This window comes from Pseudoalteromonas distincta (genome assembly GCF_000814675.1).
GTDB lineage: Bacteria > Pseudomonadota > Gammaproteobacteria > Enterobacterales > Alteromonadaceae > Pseudoalteromonas > Pseudoalteromonas distincta.
On record NZ_JWIG01000021.1, the window covers coordinates 175,056 to 192,198 of the forward strand.

The 17,143-nt window shown below is 39.5% G+C and carries 16 protein-coding genes; 10 read left to right on the forward strand and 6 right to left on the reverse strand.

Going from position 1 to position 17,143, the window contains the following annotated elements:
• Nucleotides 1–27: 27 nt before the first annotated feature.
• The 3 genes from QT16_RS13180 to QT16_RS13190 all read right to left on the reverse strand — a co-directional run bounded on the left by QT16_RS13180 (nucleotide 28) and on the right by QT16_RS13190 (nucleotide 3,422).
• A complete protein-coding gene (locus QT16_RS13180; protein WP_039488734.1) occupies nucleotides 28–1,443 on the reverse strand; it encodes a mannose-1-phosphate guanylyltransferase/mannose-6-phosphate isomerase in 1,416 nt (471 codons plus the stop codon).
• A 75-nt stretch (nucleotides 1,444–1,518) separates the two neighbouring features.
• Entirely contained in the window at nucleotides 1,519–2,292 is a 774-nt protein-coding gene (locus QT16_RS13185) for an amidohydrolase (RefSeq protein WP_024606305.1), read from the reverse strand.
• The gene (locus QT16_RS13190) at nucleotides 2,280–3,422 is read right to left on the reverse strand and encodes a methionine aminotransferase (RefSeq protein ID WP_039488666.1); all 1,143 of its coding nucleotides are present in this window, start codon (nucleotides 3,420–3,422) and stop codon (nucleotides 2,280–2,282) included. Before QT16_RS13190 ends, QT16_RS13185 begins: the two co-directional genes overlap by 13 nt.
• A 108-nt stretch (nucleotides 3,423–3,530) precedes the next feature.
• Between QT16_RS13190 and QT16_RS13195 the strand changes: the two genes are divergently transcribed.
• From QT16_RS13195 to QT16_RS13210, 4 genes are all read left to right on the forward strand, one after another.
• On the forward strand, nucleotides 3,531–4,160 hold the full coding sequence (locus QT16_RS13195) for a methylthioribulose 1-phosphate dehydratase (RefSeq protein WP_039488667.1): 630 nt from the start codon (nucleotides 3,531–3,533) through the stop codon (nucleotides 4,158–4,160).
• The gene (mtnC, locus tag QT16_RS13200; protein ID WP_004334938.1) at nucleotides 4,157–4,843 is read left to right on the forward strand and encodes an acireductone synthase; all 687 of its coding nucleotides are present in this window, start codon (nucleotides 4,157–4,159) and stop codon (nucleotides 4,841–4,843) included. Before QT16_RS13195 ends, mtnC begins: the two co-directional genes overlap by 4 nt.
• On the forward strand, nucleotides 4,840–5,382 hold the full coding sequence (locus QT16_RS13205; protein ID WP_039488669.1) for a 1,2-dihydroxy-3-keto-5-methylthiopentene dioxygenase: 543 nt from the start codon (nucleotides 4,840–4,842) through the stop codon (nucleotides 5,380–5,382). Before mtnC ends, QT16_RS13205 begins: the two co-directional genes overlap by 4 nt.
• A 129-nt stretch (nucleotides 5,383–5,511) precedes the next feature.
• Nucleotides 5,512–6,576 (forward strand): RelA/SpoT domain-containing protein, encoded by a 1,065-nt coding sequence (locus QT16_RS13210; RefSeq protein ID WP_007579871.1) that lies wholly within the window; start codon nucleotides 5,512–5,514, stop codon nucleotides 6,574–6,576.
• Here the strand turns inward: QT16_RS13210 and mtnA are convergent.
• Nucleotides 6,568–7,593, reverse strand: coding sequence for an S-methyl-5-thioribose-1-phosphate isomerase (mtnA, locus tag QT16_RS13215; RefSeq protein ID WP_039488670.1), 1,026 nt, complete (start codon nucleotides 7,591–7,593; stop codon nucleotides 6,568–6,570). The two genes, QT16_RS13210 and mtnA, sit on opposite strands and share 9 nt — an antisense overlap.
• 129 nt (nucleotides 7,594–7,722) lie before the next feature.
• Here mtnA and mtnK point away from each other — a divergent pair, with 129 nt between their 5' ends.
• Nucleotides 7,723–8,940 carry an S-methyl-5-thioribose kinase gene (gene mtnK / locus QT16_RS13220; protein WP_039488672.1) on the forward strand — a complete coding sequence of 406 codons (1,218 nt, stop codon included), beginning with the start codon at nucleotides 7,723–7,725 and terminating at the stop codon, nucleotides 8,938–8,940.
• 46 nt (nucleotides 8,941–8,986) lie between these two features.
• On the opposite strand, the gene QT16_RS13225 is transcribed toward mtnK, so the two are convergent.
• Nucleotides 8,987–10,453, reverse strand: a complete 1,467-nt coding sequence (locus QT16_RS13225) for an FMN-binding glutamate synthase family protein (protein ID WP_200886972.1) — start codon at nucleotides 10,451–10,453, stop codon at nucleotides 8,987–8,989.
• Between the two features lie 112 nt (nucleotides 10,454–10,565).
• On the reverse strand, nucleotides 10,566–12,344 hold the full coding sequence (locus QT16_RS13230; protein ID WP_039488674.1) for a DUF885 domain-containing protein: 1,779 nt from the start codon (nucleotides 12,342–12,344) through the stop codon (nucleotides 10,566–10,568).
• A 334-nt stretch (nucleotides 12,345–12,678) separates the two neighbouring features.
• Here QT16_RS13230 and QT16_RS13235 point away from each other — a divergent pair, with 334 nt between their 5' ends.
• From QT16_RS13235 to tatA, 5 genes are all read left to right on the forward strand, one after another.
• A complete protein-coding gene (locus tag QT16_RS13235; RefSeq protein WP_004334947.1) occupies nucleotides 12,679–13,665 on the forward strand; it encodes a GGDEF domain-containing protein in 987 nt (328 codons plus the stop codon).
• An 83-nt stretch (nucleotides 13,666–13,748) separates the two neighbouring features.
• Complete coding sequence (gene ubiE, locus QT16_RS13240) at nucleotides 13,749–14,504, forward strand: bifunctional demethylmenaquinone methyltransferase/2-methoxy-6-polyprenyl-1,4-benzoquinol methylase UbiE (RefSeq protein ID WP_024597074.1); 756 nt, start codon at nucleotides 13,749–13,751, stop codon at nucleotides 14,502–14,504.
• A gap of 11 nt (nucleotides 14,505–14,515) precedes the next feature.
• A complete protein-coding gene (locus tag QT16_RS13245) occupies nucleotides 14,516–15,199 on the forward strand; it encodes a ubiquinone biosynthesis accessory factor UbiJ (protein ID WP_039488676.1) in 684 nt (227 codons plus the stop codon).
• Between the two features lie 9 nt (nucleotides 15,200–15,208).
• The gene (ubiB, locus tag QT16_RS13250; RefSeq protein WP_039488677.1) at nucleotides 15,209–16,810 is read left to right on the forward strand and encodes a ubiquinone biosynthesis regulatory protein kinase UbiB; all 1,602 of its coding nucleotides are present in this window, start codon (nucleotides 15,209–15,211) and stop codon (nucleotides 16,808–16,810) included.
• A gap of 80 nt (nucleotides 16,811–16,890) precedes the next feature.
• Nucleotides 16,891–17,139, forward strand: coding sequence for a Sec-independent protein translocase subunit TatA (gene tatA / locus QT16_RS13255; protein ID WP_004334954.1), 249 nt, complete (start codon nucleotides 16,891–16,893; stop codon nucleotides 17,137–17,139).
• Nucleotides 17,140–17,143 lie beyond the last annotated feature (4 nt).

Genomic DNA, 17,143 nt, shown 5'->3' on the forward strand with positions numbered 1-17,143 from the left:
GTGAATTAGCTTTAAAAAAGCTAATGATTAGCCTCTTCCATATTTATCATCAAATCGCTCTATATCGCTTTCATCAAGTACAGTACCGGTTTGCACTTCAATGACAATTAACGGCTCTTTTTGATTATTAGCCAAACTATGAATTTGCTTAGCCGCGATATAACACGATTGGTCGTGCGTTAGCGTATACACTTGCTCATTAATACACACATCTGCAATACCCGAAACCACAACCCAATGCTCAGCGCGATGCTGATGGCGCTGCGTCGAAAGCTTAGCACCGCTGTTAACAGTAATTTTTTTAACTTTAAAGCCAGTGCCTTCAACCAAAGTACGGTAATTCCCCCACGGGCGAAAAACCACTTGATGATGCTTAAGTTTATCAGCCTGTGTTGTAGCAATTTGCTTAAGCAACAAAGGCAGAGAATCTAGCTCATTTTGGTTTGCAATTAACGTGGCATCATGAGTATGAATAATTGCTAAACTGCTTACTCCAAGCGTGGCAATAGTGTGTTCAGCCTCGTTAATAACTAAGTTATTAGTGCTTTTTTGAGCCATATAATTAGCATTTAAGCTATTACCGTTTTTATCTTTTTTTGTAAGCGCATCAAGGGATGAAAAACTACCTACATCACTCCATTTTAAATCAACAGGCATAACAACTACGTTATTACTGCGCTCTAAAATGGCGTAATCAATTGAATCGCTTGGGCAGTGTTCAAGCGCACTGTTGCTTGGGCGGGTAAACCCTAAATCTTTAGTAAATTGTGCTGCTGCAGCGACACTCGTTGCTATTTTTGGCGCAAACCGCTCGAGCTCTTTTAAATAGGCTGTGGGGGTAAATAAAAACATGCCGCTATTCCAGCTATAACCACCTTGAGCTAAATAACGGTTCGCTGTATCTAAGTCAGGCTTTTCTTTAAATTGAGCAACATCGTAACAACCCGTACCGGCAATAGCCGCGCCTTGTTTTATATAACCATAACCGGTATGCGGCTCTGTAGGAGTAATCGAAAACGTCACTAACTTACCTTGCTCAGCAAGTTTTACAGCTTCAGGGAGCTTAGCTGTTAATACATCAAAGTTTTCAATATGATGATCGGCAGGCATCACTAATAGCGGGCCGGTAATCCCATTTTGTAGTGCATAATGGGCGGCTAATGCGATAGCAGGCGCGGTGTTTTTACCTTTGGGTTCGAGTAATAATGCAGTAGGAATTGAGCTTTCAGCTTGCTCGGCGGCAATAAATCGGTGCTGCTCATTACACACTAAGATAGCATTATCAAACAACTCATTAGAAACACGCGCCAATGTACTTTGCAGTAATGACGTGTTTTCACTAAGTAGTGGTAAAAATTGTTTAGGCATTGCTTGGCGAGAAAGCGGCCACAAGCGAGAGCCTATGCCACCAGCTAAAATTACAGGAGTGATTAAAGTGTTCATAATGTACATTAGCCGCCAACAAAAATATCAGCGACTATTTTAACACTTTATTGGCTCTGCGCTAAATTAACGTGTTTATATTAATGTAAAAGAGTCTGCATCTAAATAGGCAGGAAACGCTGCTTTAAACTCATCCAGTGGCGCTTTTTCAAGCGTGATAGTAACTAGTTGCTCTGCGTCATCTTGCGCTTTAGTTAACGCATCACCTTTGAAGTCGTATACCGCTGTACCGCCATTGTGCGCCACACCATTACCGTCTTCCCCCACGCGATTAACACCTACTACGTAACATAGGTTTTCCATTGCACGCGCCATAAGTAACGTATCCCAAATATGGCGGCGCACAGCAGGCCAGTTTGCTACGTTTATCATTACATCGTAGTCGTTATTATTACGTTGAAATACCGGAAAGCGCAGGTCATAGCATACTTGCGGTAATAGTTTAAAACCATTGATTTCAAAAACTTTGCGCGCTTGCCCTGCTACAACGTAATCGCCCTCGCTGCCTAAGCGAAATAAATGGCGTTTATCGTAATAACTCACCTCACCATCGGGCTTTACCCAATAAAACCGATTCGCTTTTTTATCGCCTTGTGCAACAAGTACCGAACCTGCAATAACCGCATTATGTTTATGAGCCTGCGCCTTTAACCACGTCAGTACTTTACCGTTTTCAGGCTCTGCACAATCTAAATTAATAGCAAAGCCAGTCGAGAATGTTTCGGGCAGTAAAATAAGATCGGGCTGATGCGTAATTGCTTCAAGCTGCTTATTAAACATGGCTAAATTAGCATCTTTATCAAGCCAATAAAGCGAGCTTTGCAATGCTGTAATGGTTAAAGTTGACATAATATTTGCGCAGCCTCTATGAGAGTGTTGTCGTTTTTAGCAAAGCATAAACGAATTACTTTGTCGGTTGGTGGATTTTGATAAAAAACACTTAACGGAATAGCCGCAACACCGGCTTGCTCAACTAACCAATGGCAAAATTCAACATCGTTTAAATCCGATACATCGCTGTAATCTAACAATAAAAAGTAAGTGCCTTGGCTAGGTAAAATTTTAAAACGGCTGTTACTTAAATGACTCGCTAATAAGTCGCGTTTTTGCTGATAAAACCCGCTTAGCTCATCTATATGCTCGCCTTGCCGCTCGAGCATATCGGCAAGCGCATGCTGTGCGGGGGTAAAACTAGAAAACGTAACGTATTGATGAATTTTTCTAAATTCGACAGCTAAATCTGCAGGTGCAATACAGTAACCCATTTTCCAGCCCGTGCTGTGAAACGTTTTACCAAAACTCGATACAACAAAGCTTTGGGTAAATAATTCATCATCGCGTAATACACTTAAATGCGGTTGTTCATCAAACGTAATGTGCTCATATACCTCATCGCTTATTACATATAAATTGTGAGTACCAACTAACTCTTTAAGCGCTTTTATATCTTGTGGCTGTAATATTTTACCGCTTGGGTTATGAGGCGTATTTATAATAATTGCACGGGTATTTTTAGTAATTGCTTGGCTTACTACTTGCCAATCAATAGTGTAATTTGGCGCACTTAAAGCAATGTGTACCGACTTTCCACCAGCGAGTTCAATTGCCGGTTGGTAAGAGTCATATGCAGGGTCAAATACAATCACTTCATCACTTGGGCGCACAATTGTTTGAATAGCCACAAACAATGCCTCTGTTGCACCCGAAGTAACAGTCACTTGATCAGCTGCGTTTATATCAGCTGCATATTTGCGCTTTGCTAAATCAGCAATTTGTTGCTGTAATCGTGGTACACCACTTGAAGGTGAATATTGATTAACGCCCTGCTGCACATAATAATTTAACTGCGTTTTTAAAAGATCAGGAGCATCAAACTCAGGAAAGCCTTGAGAGAGATTAATTGCCGAAAACTCATTAGCCAACCCGCTCATTTGGCTAAATATACTAACGCCTAAATTTGGTAATTTACTTTCAAACACGTGATGCCCTTAATGATGGTTTTGCGCTTAAAGCGATGCTATCATTGCTTAAAACAGAAGTATAGCCGTCTAAAAATAATTAACTTTACGCTCATTAGTGAGGAATGTATGCAAAACAATACCGCTATTTCACAACTTATTGAAGCCGGAAAATGGGTTAGCCAAAAAGGCTGGGTACCCGCAACAGGCGGAAACTTTTCAGCTCGTACTAGCACTGGCTTTGTTGTTACAGCAAGTGGGCACGATAAAGGCTCACTGACGCAAGAGCATTTTTTGCAATTAGATCACCAAGGCGAGCGCCTAGCAGGAGCTGTAAAACCATCGGCAGAAACACAATTACACCTAAGTTTGTATCAGCTTATACCTGATGCACATTGTGTTTTGCATACTCACTCTGTAGCCGCTACCGTACTGTCGCAAATTACCCAAGGGCATCAGCTTGATTTAACAGGCTATGAAATGCAAAAGGCACTGAGCGGCTTTACTTCGCATTTAGAAACGCTGAGCATTCCTATTTTCGATAACGATCAAGATATTGACCGATTAAGCCTGCTGGTCAGTGACCATCACTTACATACGCCGATAGAGCATGGCGTACTGATACGTGGCCATGGTTTATATGCAGTAGGACGTAATATTGATGAAGTTCGTCGCCACCTAGAAGCCTTAGAGTTTTTATTTAGCTGCGAACTAGAGCGCTTAAAAATAATAGGTATTCAAGCGGGAGTAACTAAATGATTAAAGCCATTTTAACCGACATCGAAGGCACAATAACCCGTATCTCGTTTGTTAAAGAGGTGTTGTTTCCTTACGCAGCAAAACAGTTACCTACCTTTGTACGTGCCAATGCTAATAAGCCAGATGTAGCTGAGCAAATTAGTGCCGTAAAAGCGCTTATCGAAAAGCCAAACGCCGATATTGAAGAAGTCATTAGCACTTTACTTACCTGGATTGATGAAGATAAAAAAATCACTCCACTTAAGCAATTACAAGGCTTAATTTGGCAAACAGGGTATGAACACGGTGATTTTAAAGGTCATTTATACCCAGATGCATTTGATTTTTTACAAGCTCAGTACAACAACGATATAGCTTTATATGTGTACTCGTCAGGGTCAGTAAAAGCGCAGCAGCTACTTTTTAAATACAGTGATTATGGTGACATTCGCAGCTTGTTTACTGACTTTTTTGACACCAAAGTTGGCGCAAAACAAGAGCAAATGGCCTATAACACCATTGTGGAGCTGTTACCGTTTAAAGCAGCAGAAATACTCTTTTTAAGTGATGTAGCCGGCGAGCTTGATGCCGCGCAAGCTGCAGGCTTAAAAACACTACATTTAATTCGTGATGGGCAAGCAAGCACTAAAGCTCACCCTTATATTAATGACTTTAGCCAATTTAAATTGGAGCAATTAGTATGAGCCAATTAACAATATATGCTGACAACGATGCAAGCAAAGCACTTGTAAGCACATCAAATGCTGATGATATTGCAAAACAACTAGCTAAAGTAAACGTACGTTTTGAACAGTGGCAAGCAAATGCAGATATTAATGAGCACACCACCCACGAGCAAATTATTAGTGCGTACAAAAACGATATAGATCGGTTAAAAACCGAAAATGGCTATCAAACAGTAGACGTTATATCTCTAGCTAAAGGTAATCTTGGCGCATCAGAGCTGCGCAAAAAGTTTTTATTTGAACATACTCATAGTGAAGACGAAGTGCGTTTTTTTGTAAAAGGCCAAGGGCTATTTTGCCTGCATTTAGGCAATAAGGTTTACCAGGTACTTTGCCAACAAGGCGATTTAATTTCAGTGCCTGAACTTACCCCGCATTGGTTTGATATGGGAAGTGACCCTGAGTTTACTGCCATTCGCTTATTTAACAATACAGAGGGCTGGGTAGCAAAAAGCACTGACTCGTCTATTGCAGAGCAATTTCCCTTGCTCGATTAATAAAGCTCAGTGCACGCATGCCTAAACTATATTTTCTATAAGCGTATTTATGCTATTTGCAGGATGACTTCAATCACTTAACTCTGTAATATTATTTTAGCAATGCAGCTGATAAAGAGTAACTTTCTAATGGTGAACGAACAATATCAAAAGTCTAAACAACAACTAGCCTACTCACGTAAGCAAGTTGAAAAGGCTGGTCGTATTTTTCGTAAAAATGAAGGTGATTTTGACTTTGCAATAGAGGTTGTACAGAACTATCGTGCAGCACATTTATATCCGCTGACTATTATTAAAAACCTCGTATGGAAACATGTAAAAAAACTTCATTTGCTAGAATCGGCGACCATAGTTAGACGCTTAAAGCGCTTGCCAACTATTATAGATAAGTTACAAAGAGCCTCGTTGGATGGTAAAAGTGAAAACGCAATAAATCTAAAGCGAATGCACGATATAGGTGGCTGCCGAGTAATCTTAGATAATCTAGAGCATCTATATCAACTCAACGCCAGTTTAGACTCGAGTAGAGCTGTTCATAGCGTTAAGTCATATGATTATATTGAAAACCCAAAAGCGACGGGCTACAGAGGTATTCATCGTGTTTATAAAAGTTATAACAATTTAGAATCTCACGATTATAAAGGCTTTCAAATTGAAGTTCAGTTGCGCACTAGGCTTCAGCACCTTTGGGCTACTACTGTTGAAATTGTAGATATTATTGAAAAAGAAACACTAAAAACTAATCCCCAAGCAGCCGACACAGATTGGAAGCGATTATTTTTTATCATGGGTGAGTTTCTTGCAGTCAAAGATGGTTCAAATCAATTAAGTTCACAACAATCGCAGGCCTTTGTTGATGAGCTTTCGGCACTAAATAAAAAGCTAGCCGCATTTCATAAGCTTGATGCATTTAATCGCGCATTCCAAGTTGACGAAATTAAAAATAAATCGAAAGATACAGGCTTTGCTTTACTCGTTCACAACACAGAAACACAAATGGGTCGAGTCTTTTTATATGCAGAGAATAAAAAGCAAGAAGCTCTAACACATTACGCCGAACAAGAAAAACAAACTCACAATAACGTGCTTCTGGTAGCAGGGAGCGACTTGAAATCTATAGAAAAAGCCTACCCCAACTACCTAAATAGTACCTCTGAGTTTCTTTCAGAATTCAGTCGCATATTATTAAGTTAGCTCTTTAAGTTTACCCATTAATACTTGTTGCTGGTTATACACACCAGTATCTAACACCCACCCTGTAACCAGCTTTGCCGGCGTTATATCAAATGCAGGGTTATATACATTAGCATTAGTGGGCGCCCATAAAGCCTCGCCAAAGCTACCGCTAACTCCGCGCACTTCTTGAGGATTTCGTTGCTCTATTTCTATATCATCACCACACGCGGTGTTGGTATCAAGCGTGGTAATAGGCGCAACTACATAAAATGGAATGTTATGAAAATGCGCTAGTACGGCTAAATTATAAGTACCCACTTTATTAGCAAAATCACCATTGGCGGCAATACGATCAGCCCCCACTACTATTTTATCTACCTTACCTGCAGCCATTAAACTTGCTGCCATATTATCGCAAATTAATGTGTAAGGTATTTCCCAGCGCTCAAGCTCAAAGGCAGTTAAGCGACCGCCTTGTAATAATGGTCGTGTTTCATCAACCCACACATGTACGTTGCCATGTTTTTGCTGCGCTTTGTAAATAACACCCAGTGCAGTACCAATACCAGCGGTTGCAAGCGCCCCTGTATTACAATGAGTTAATATGTTGTCGCCACTATTTATAAGCTTGGCACCGCGATTTGCCATTCGTTCACACAGCTCAATATCTTCAATAAACAACCGCTCAGCAGTACTAACAATACCGGCAACATAATCGCTTTGCGTTAAAGCTTTTCGCAATGCCGCCATACAATGCATTAAATTAACCGCCGTTGGACGAGTGGCTTCTAGTTCATTGATTGCTTTTTCAAGCTCACTTTTCACTACCCCTTGCTCAGCTAAATACGCCACTAACAAGCTCGCGCCTAAACCAATAAGTGGAGCTCCACGCACTTTTAAGTTAATGATCAGCTCTTTCATGGTTTCTACATCATGGCATTGATGCCATACCTGCTGGTGAGGTAGTAAATATTGGTCGAGCACACTAAGCGACCCGTTTTCGTATTTTACACTGCTTGCGATTAAATTTTGCATAATGCTTAAGGTATTAAAAATGCGTAACGTTATTTTACACCACTTTGAATAACTCTCAAGCTAGACTTGTAGACATCTAAACATTTAAAAGTATAGAATGCTTAAAAGCTGATTTTTGAGATTTAAACCATGACTAACTATGTTGCTTTTAATGCACAGCGCGCTATCGATTATGTATCGACATTAATTGAATCTAAACAATGTAATTTTTTTGATTCCGGACAAACCTTATCGGCATATGAGTTTGGTGATGGCAATCTTAATTTAATATTTAGAATTACTGATGAGCAAAACAATAGTGTTATTTTAAAGCAAGCTCTGCCTTACGCGCGTTGCGTGGGTGAGTCGTGGCCATTAACGCTTGATAGAGCCCGTATAGAAGCACAAGTTTTACTTAACCATGGTGCTATTTGCCCTACTTATACTGCTAATGTTTTACATTATAGTGAAATGCAAGCGCTGACTATTTTAGAAGATTTAGGTAATTTACAAATATTGCGTACTGCACAAAATAATGCAGAGCAATTCCCTAAATTAGCGCAGCACGTAGCGACCTACTTAAGCCACACCGGCTTTTATAATTCAGATTTTTACTTAACCGCGCAAACTAAAAAAGCACTCGTTAGCCAATTTACTAATCCTGAGCTTTGCCAAATCACTGAAGACTTATTTTTTAGCGATCCGTACATTGAGCACGAACGCAATAACTACCCAAAGCAACTACAAAACGAAGTTGACGCAATACAAAAAAACAACGCATTGAAGTTAGAAATAGCAAAACTAAAAGCTAATTTTTTATCTAACCCGCAAACATTACTTCATGGTGATATGCACAGCGGTAGCATTTTTGTTGATTGTAATCATACAAAGATGATTGACCCGGAGTTTGGCTTTTTTGGGCCTATTGGGTTCGATATTGGCTCTTTTATTGGTAATTTACTATTGAATTACTGCGCGCAAGCAGGTCATATTGAAGACTTTGTAGCACGTCGCAATTACCAAACACATTTACTTAGCTGTATCGTAGACACCTATAGTTTATTTGAGCAGCAATGGCTTGAATTAATACGCACTAAAACATTAGATGAATCATTAGCGCCAGTAGGCTATGCGCAATACTTTATGAAAAACGTATTGCAAGATGCTGTTGGTTACTGTGGTGCTGAGTTAATTAGGCGTACTATAGGGCTTGCGCACGTAAGCGATATAGATAGTATTAGTGATGACAATGCGCGCCTTACAGTGCAAAAACAAACATTAGCACTAGGCGAGCAACTTATTTTAAATGCACAAACATGCAACAACAAAGAAGCATTTTTTAGTTTATTAATAAGCCAATTAAACTAACAAGCATTAAAAAAGGCGCTATAAGCGCCTTCTAGTTAGTTAAAACTTACTTGTAGTTTTCATAAATTTTATCAAGCGGCTCTGAAAGCCCACTTTCTTGCACTATACGTACATGCTTACGAGCCAACTCACGTGCACTTGTTACACCGCATGAGTGAGCAATTAAACCGGCTCCGTAATGAATATATTTATTATAGTTAGCTACTCGTTGCGCTTTATCAGCTACATTTAAGCCGCGTTGCAAACGCTCGTTATGTGTAGTGATCCCGGTTGGACAGGTATCTTTATTACATTGCATTGCCTGAATACAGCCCAGTGCAAACATATGACCACGAGCCGATACAACAAAATCAGCACCGAGCGCTAATGCCCATGCAACCTTTGAAGGAACGATTAATTTACCCGAAGCAATAATTTTCACGCGATCTCTAAGCCCGTGCTTTTCAAGCATATTAACTACAAGTGGCAAGCTTTCGCGAAGAGGTAAACCCACCGAATCCATAAGCGGCTGCGGTGCAGCCCCCGTACCACCATCAGCACTATCAATTGTTATAAAATCGGGTGCCGACTCAATGCCACGATGATTTATTTCTGCAAATAACGTTTCTAACCAGGTGTAATCACCAATAACGGCTTTAAAGCCTGTTGGTTTTCCTGTGGCATTACGTACAGTGGCAATCATATCGAGAATATCAGCTGGGTTTTTAATTTCAGGGTGTCCATTTGGGCTAATCGAATCTTGCCCTTCTGGAATACCCCTAATTTTAGCTATTTCGGCGTTAACTTTGCGCCCTGGTAACATACCGCCTTTACCTGGTTTTGCACCTTGGCTCATTTTTAGCTCGAACATTTTGACTTGTTCGTGAGCTGCTATTTCTTTAAGTTTTTCGGTGCTTAAGTTTCCATGCTCGTCTCGGGCACCATATTTAGCTGTACCAATTTGAAATACCAAATCGGCGCCACCTTCAAGGTGGTAAGGGCTTAAGCCCCCTTCACCTGTGTTCATCCAGCAACCCGCTAATTTAGCACCTTTTGATAAAGCGCGCACAGCAGGCTTTGAAAGCGCACCAAAGCTCATGCCCGACACATTAAATAACGAATTAGTGGTGTAAGGTGTTTTACAATACGGACCTAAAGTAACATTACTCGGGTCGAGTGCTTCTTCATCTAAAGTAGGAAAAGCACAGTTCATAAACATAACCGTACCCGTCACTTCTAAGCTTTGTGTTGAACCAAATGCAGCGGTGCGATCGACATCTTTTGCTGCGCGGTAAACCCAACTGCGCTCAGCGCGGTTAAATGGCATTTCTTCTCGATCGAGGGCAAAAAAGTATTGTCTGAAAAATTCACCTTGGCGTTCAAAAAAATATCGAAAGCGGCCAATTACTGGGTAGTTACGCCTAATAGCATGCTTGGTTTGTGTTACATCTCGAATATAAAAAACGACAACGATTAAAACCAACAACCCTAAAACAACAATAAACATACTTGCAAATACATCAATACTAAACATTATAAAATTACTCACCCAAGGCCCCTTGATGACTGTTTTTAAAATAAAAAAGTGCTATACCACCAAAGTGACATAACACTTTTATTTGTTCAAGGCTTTAACTGCCTTATATCTAATTCTGTTGTTTAGCTAACTCTGCTTTTATATATAAACGCACTTGTGTTTCAAGTACCGATAAAGGCACTGAACCATGGCGTAATATTTGATGATGGAATTCACGAATATCAAAGCTTTTTCCTAGCGCTTGCTCTGCTTCAATGCGTAAACGCTTAATAGTAAGCTCACCTATTTTGTATGACAGTGCCTGAGCTGGCCAAGATATATAACGGTCAGTTTCTGTTTTAACATTATGCAGCGAAAGCGCGGTGTTCTCGCTCATAAAGTTCATAGCTCGCTCGTGGCTCCAGCCATACATGTGCATCCCTGTATCAACAACCAAGCGTGCTGCTCGCCACATTTCATAAGTTAAGCGACCAAAACGGCTATATGGGTCTTGATAAAAGCCTGCCTCTAAACCTAAATATTCAGAGTAAAGCCCCCAACCTTCGCCAAATGCCGAAAGGTAAGCATCACGACGATATCTCGGCAAATTTTCAAGCTCTGCATTAAGTGATATTTGTAAATGATGACCTGGCACTGCTTCGTGCAACGTTAATGCTTCTAAAACATACAAAGGGCGCTTATCTAAAGCGTAAGTATTTACCCAGTAGTATCCAGCTTCATCATCTCGATTAGAGCCAGAATACCGACCTGTTGTGTATTTAGGGGCAATACTTGCGGGCACCGGTGCCACGCCATAAGGTTTGCGCGGTAAGGTATGAAATAACTTAGGCAGCTGTGCATCCATTTTTTTAGCAATGTAAGATGCTTCTTTCAAAAGTTGCTCAGGTGTTGTTGCGTAAAACTGTGGGTCGGTACGTAAAAAGTGAATAAACTCAGCAAATGAGCCTTTAAAACCAACTTCCTTTATTACAGCTTCCATTTCACCTCGAATGCGAGCAACTTCTTTTAAGCCTAGCTCGTGGATCTCTTTTGGTGTCATGTCGGTAGTGGTGTAATGCTTAGCACGGTTTTTATAAAAAGCTTTGCCATTAGGGGTTTCTGAAATACCAATACTTGTGCGGGCGCCCGGTTGGTATTGCTCAGTAAAAAACGTTAAGTAGCTTTTATATGCTGGTATTACTTTATTTTTTAAAACAACTTTAGCTCGCTGTTGAAGTGCATAAAAGTCACTCTCACTTAAACTGGCAGTGTTAGCTAAAAACGGTTTATAAAATTCTGATTGAGTTACATCATCAACTATATAAGTACTTATGGAGTCTTCGTATCCTTCTAAAACTGCTTTTGGTTGGGTGAGACCTGTTTCGAGCCCTTTTTTCATCCAATATATATTTTGCTCAAAAAAGCGGGGGATTTGTGCTAAACGTGCAAGGTATGTCTCTAAATCTTGCTCTTTTTTATATTGAGAACTGTTAACGATGTACGACAGACCGGAGTGAAAACCATACTCAGATGTAAGCGGCATGTAATGCGCATTAAACACATATTCGTCTACGCTATTTTGCACTTGGGCACGAATAATACTTAAGTTAATTTGATTTTCGTCACTAAGCTTAGTTGCATCTACGGCATCTAAGTCTGCTAATAATTGAGTATTACTTTTGTACTGCTCTGCTAGAAATTCTGGCGATAAATTGGCAAGTAAATAACCATCAACCCCTTTTGAACTGCTATAAGGGTTTATACTTTCTCTATATTGAACAATAGATTGTGCCACTTGAGTAAACTGCTCATTCGCGTTGGGTGTGGTTATTTGACATGCACTTAACGAACATAAAGCAGTTATGCCAAGAAGCGTTTGGCGAAGCGTTTTTGGTAAAAAAAGATTCATTATTATTTAACTTGATGATGCAATAGATTGCATAAAACTATCGTAGGCTAAAGAAATAGCAAGTAAATGAGACAAACTAGCATATTGAAATAATGCTACATACGTTAACAGAAGTAAAAACCAGCCGAATTGATGAGAAAAACAGCGATTGGGCTGCTAAAGTAAAATTTAAGTTCCCTAACTATCGTTTTTGCTTTTAAATAGCGCGGATAATGATTACTGTATAAAAAAATAATAAAAAGCTCGGACGCATAACCGCCTCATGGAATGAGATATTTTAAAATTTGTACTTATGCGTACTTAGTTGGTATTTAAAATGATGTTCCATGATTCCATGGCTATTGCACAAGAGAAGATGACTAAAGTGTGTGTGTTTTTAGAGCGCTATGCACTTTCTCCTACGCCGCTCAATTATCAAGTTGTTTATACCTATACTAGCCAAACTAACCTTGAGCTGAATAAAGCCTTAGACCGCGCTATTGCGGTTGAAGATAATATAGACAGTGTTTTAATTGAACAGCTCCATGCTGAATTTTTAAATACCGGTCACACAGAGCAAGTCAACATGATTCAAAATGTTGATGGTGTTATAAGTTCACTTTCTCAAAACTCTCAAGCTACTGAAAAACAGATAATTCGCTTTGCGGGTCAGGTGAGCGAATGCGTACATTCACTAGATGAGAACAACATAGAACAAAGCCGTCAAGCGCTTGAAGTACTTCATAATCAAACCGCCGAATTACTAAATCAACACAAGCAATTTAAGCAAGAACTAAGTAAAGCCAAACAACTACACGAAAAAACAAAAAAGCAGCTAAATCAACTTCGTAAACAACATATTATTGATAGCCAAACAGGGCTTTATAAACGCCATTATTTAACGCAACAAACTCAAGTATGGACTAATCAAAAAAAGTCTATTTGCGCCATTGCGATTCAAATAGATAACCTTGATCACTTTACTGAAAATTACGGTGATATAATTGGTGAAGTTATTTTGAATAAAGTAGCTAAACAAGTGCAAAAATATGTTTTTCAAAGTGGCTTGCCTGGCCGCACAGCTAAAGATCAATTTACTGTTTTACTCGCCGATATAGACCCAGAAACAGCCAATGTTATAGCTGAAAAAGTCCGAAATGGAGTCGAAAAGCTTCGCTTTGTTAGTTCAAAAACAGGGATTAAGTTACCTAGTATTGGCTTATCTCTAGGAATTGCTCAACATCTACAAGAAGATGATTTTAATCAGTTAGCTAAAAAAGCGTCTCATGCGGCTTTTAAAGCGCGGTCATTAGGGCAAAGTAGCTACACTGCAGGGCAATAAATTACCTGATAAATCATATTCAAATTGCACCTACTGCGTACAATAAAGTACACTAACCTCTATTGTCACGATAGAGATTAGTCATGAACGAAACCGAACAAAAGACCACGCATTTTGGTTATAAAACAGTAGCCGAGGGCGACAAAGCTTCTATGGTTGCTGATGTATTTCACTCAGTAGCTGCAAAATACGATGTAATGAATGATTTAATGTCTTTTGGTGTGCATCGTTTATGGAAACGTCAAACTATTGCAAGCTCAGGTGTTCGTAAAGGCCATCATGTACTCGATTTAGCCGGTGGCACTGGCGACTTAACGGCAAAATTTAGTCAACTAGTCGGTGAAACAGGTCAAGTTGTTTTGGGCGATATAAATTCATCTATGCTTAAGGTTGGTCGTGAAAAACTACATAATCTTGGCTTAGTAGGCAATATTGACTACGTACAAATGAATGCAGAAATGCTGCCATTTCCAGATAATAGCTTTGATGTGATCACTATTGCCTTTGGCTTACGTAACGTTACCGATAAAGACAAAGCATTACGCTCTATGTACCGTATTTTAAAGCCAGGTGGCAGATTACTTGTTTTAGAGTTTTCAAAACCAGAGCATGACGTACTTAGTAAAGCTTACGATTTTTACTCATTTAATTTATTGCCAACAATGGGTAAGCTAGTTGCTAACGACAGTGAATCGTACAAGTATTTAGCTGAGTCTATTCGTATGCATCCAGATCAAGACACATTAAAAGCGATGATGGAAGATGCGGGCTTTGAACAAACAACATACCAAAACCTCACAGGCGGAATTGTTGCACTGCATCGTGGTTTTAAATATTAAGGCTAGCAGTTATGGCGCTTGAAAAAATAACAAAAAACAATAATGGTGCAATGTCATCTGAGTTTTTTATGTTACCTAATTTTGTACTTTCGCTTATTGAGCGTGTACTAAATCAAGCGCTTAGCCTTGACCCACAATTATCTCAAAAGCTAAACGCCGTTAAACATAAGCGCTTAGTAGTTGAAATAAGAGATTGGCAACAAAGCATCCAACTCGTTTATAGTGCTGATCAATTACACTTATACAGCGCTCAAAGCAATGAAAATGCAGATTGTATGATCAGCGCAGATATAGAGACACTTTTAGCGCTCAAAAACCCTGCAATGCTTACCCAATTAATTCGCCAAGATAAGCTCGACTTACAAGGCGATTTAAATATTGCGCAAACTTATAGCAATGCATTTTCAGGTATTGATATTGATTGGCCTGAACAACTTTCTAAATACATTGGCGATGCCCCCGCTCAGCAGTTATACCTGCACTTAAAAGAACTAAAACAAAAGAGCAGCAAAACCGATACTAAAATAAGTACCATGCTTACAAGTTTATGCCAAGATGAGCTCGCAATTACTATTCATCCATTAGAACTTGAGCAATTTAAACAAAAAAATAGAGAACTCAAAGGACAAGTCGCTGCCGTTGAGCAACGCATTAACGCCCTCTTAAATTCTTTTTTACCTTCAAACACCCGCTAAGGATTTTTTGTGTCGACTGCACGTTTGTATAACATCACCAAAACATTACTTAGCTATGGACTAGACGAGCTAATTCCAAAGCATAAAGTACCTTGGTTTGGTAAAGTAGCCCGTGGCAGTTTATTTTGGCTGCGTAATCAGCACAAAGAAAAACCGGCAGGGCTACGTTTACGTTTAGCATTGCAAGAGCTTGGTCCTGTTTGGATCAAATTTGGTCAAATGCTCTCTACTCGTCGTGATTTACTCCCTCATGATATCGCTTTAGAGCTTGCGTTTTTACAAGATCAAGTTCAACCATTTGAAGGCGAACTTGCACAAAAAATAATAGAAAAAGCGCTCGAAATTAACGATATAAGTGAATTATTTAGTAAGTTTTCACAAACTCCACTGGCCTCTGCATCTATAGCGCAAGTACATACAGCAAAACTTATTGATGAGCAGAGTATTGAGCAAGATGTCGTAATTAAGGTTATTAGACCCAATATTTATGAGCAAATTAATGCCGATTTAGCGCTAATGGAAAAGCTCGCAAAGGTACTTGCAAAAGTACATAACGAATCAAAACGCCTGCGCCCGGTTGAAGTAGTTAAAGAATATAAAAAAACACTCCTAGACGAGCTCGACTTAATGCGAGAAGGTGCCAACGGCATTCAACTAAAACGCAATTTTGAAGGCTCTGATTCATTATATATCCCTGCAGTTTACAGTGATTACAGCCGTAGCAATGTGCTGGTGATGGAGCGTATTTACGGCATACCCGTCTCTGATACCGATGCACTTATGGCGCAAAACACTAATATGAAATTACTTGCTGAGCGTGGCGTAGAAGTATTTTTTACGCAGGTGTTTAGAGACAGTTTTTTTCATGCCGACATGCATCCGGGTAATATTTTCGTCTCTCGAGAGCACCCTGAAAACCCAATGTATATTGGTATTGATTGCGGTATTGTTGGTACGTTAAGCAAAGAAGATAAACGCTATTTAGCTGAAAACTTTATCGCCTTTTTTAATCGTGATTATCGCCAAGTTGCACAGCTACACGTTGATTCTGGTTGGGTACCACCAGATACTAGCATTGAAGAATTTGAATTTGCGATTCGCACAGTTTGCGAGCCTATATTTAATAAACCTTTGGCCGAAATTTCATTTGGACACGTACTCGTAAATCTATTTAATACTGCACGTCGTTTTAACATGCAGGTACAGCCGCAATTAGTACTACTACAAAAAACTTTATTATACGTTGAAGGATTAGGGCGTCAGCTTTACCCGCAACTCGACTTATGGAAAACAGCTAAGCCCTTTTTAGAAGACTGGGTAAAGCAACAAGTTGGACCGCTATCAGTACTGAAGCAAATGTATGCTAACTTGCCATTTTGGGCTGAAAAAATGCCTGAGTTACCGGATCTAATTTATCAAAATTTAAAGCGTGCACCACACATTCAACCTCAAGAACAAAAGGTCTCTCACAAACCTTTAATATTGAGTTTATTTGGTAGTGCTACAATGATTATGGCAACACTTTGTTATTTACAGCACGATTTAATAGCTGCAAGTCTTGCAATAAGCTTATCGGCTATTAGCTTTATAGCGGCATGGCGCAGCGCATAAACTGGGTGCTATTTGCGCTAGTGAGCGTATAATTAGTATTTAAAATAAACATTTAACCGTTTTATATATTGGAGAAAACCATGGGTTTTGGTGGTATTAGTATTTGGCAATTATTAATTGTTTTAGCGATCATAGTTTTACTTTTTGGCACAAAAAAACTACGCGGTATGGGTGGCGATATTGGGGGCGCTGTAAAGGGCTTCAAAAAAGCAATGTCGGATGATCAAATGAGCGAGAAAGAGAAATCCGAGCAAATTCAACAATCAGAAAAAAACACTGCTGACAACTCAACCGATACTGAAAAAAACAAAGATAACAATAAGGTTTAATTAG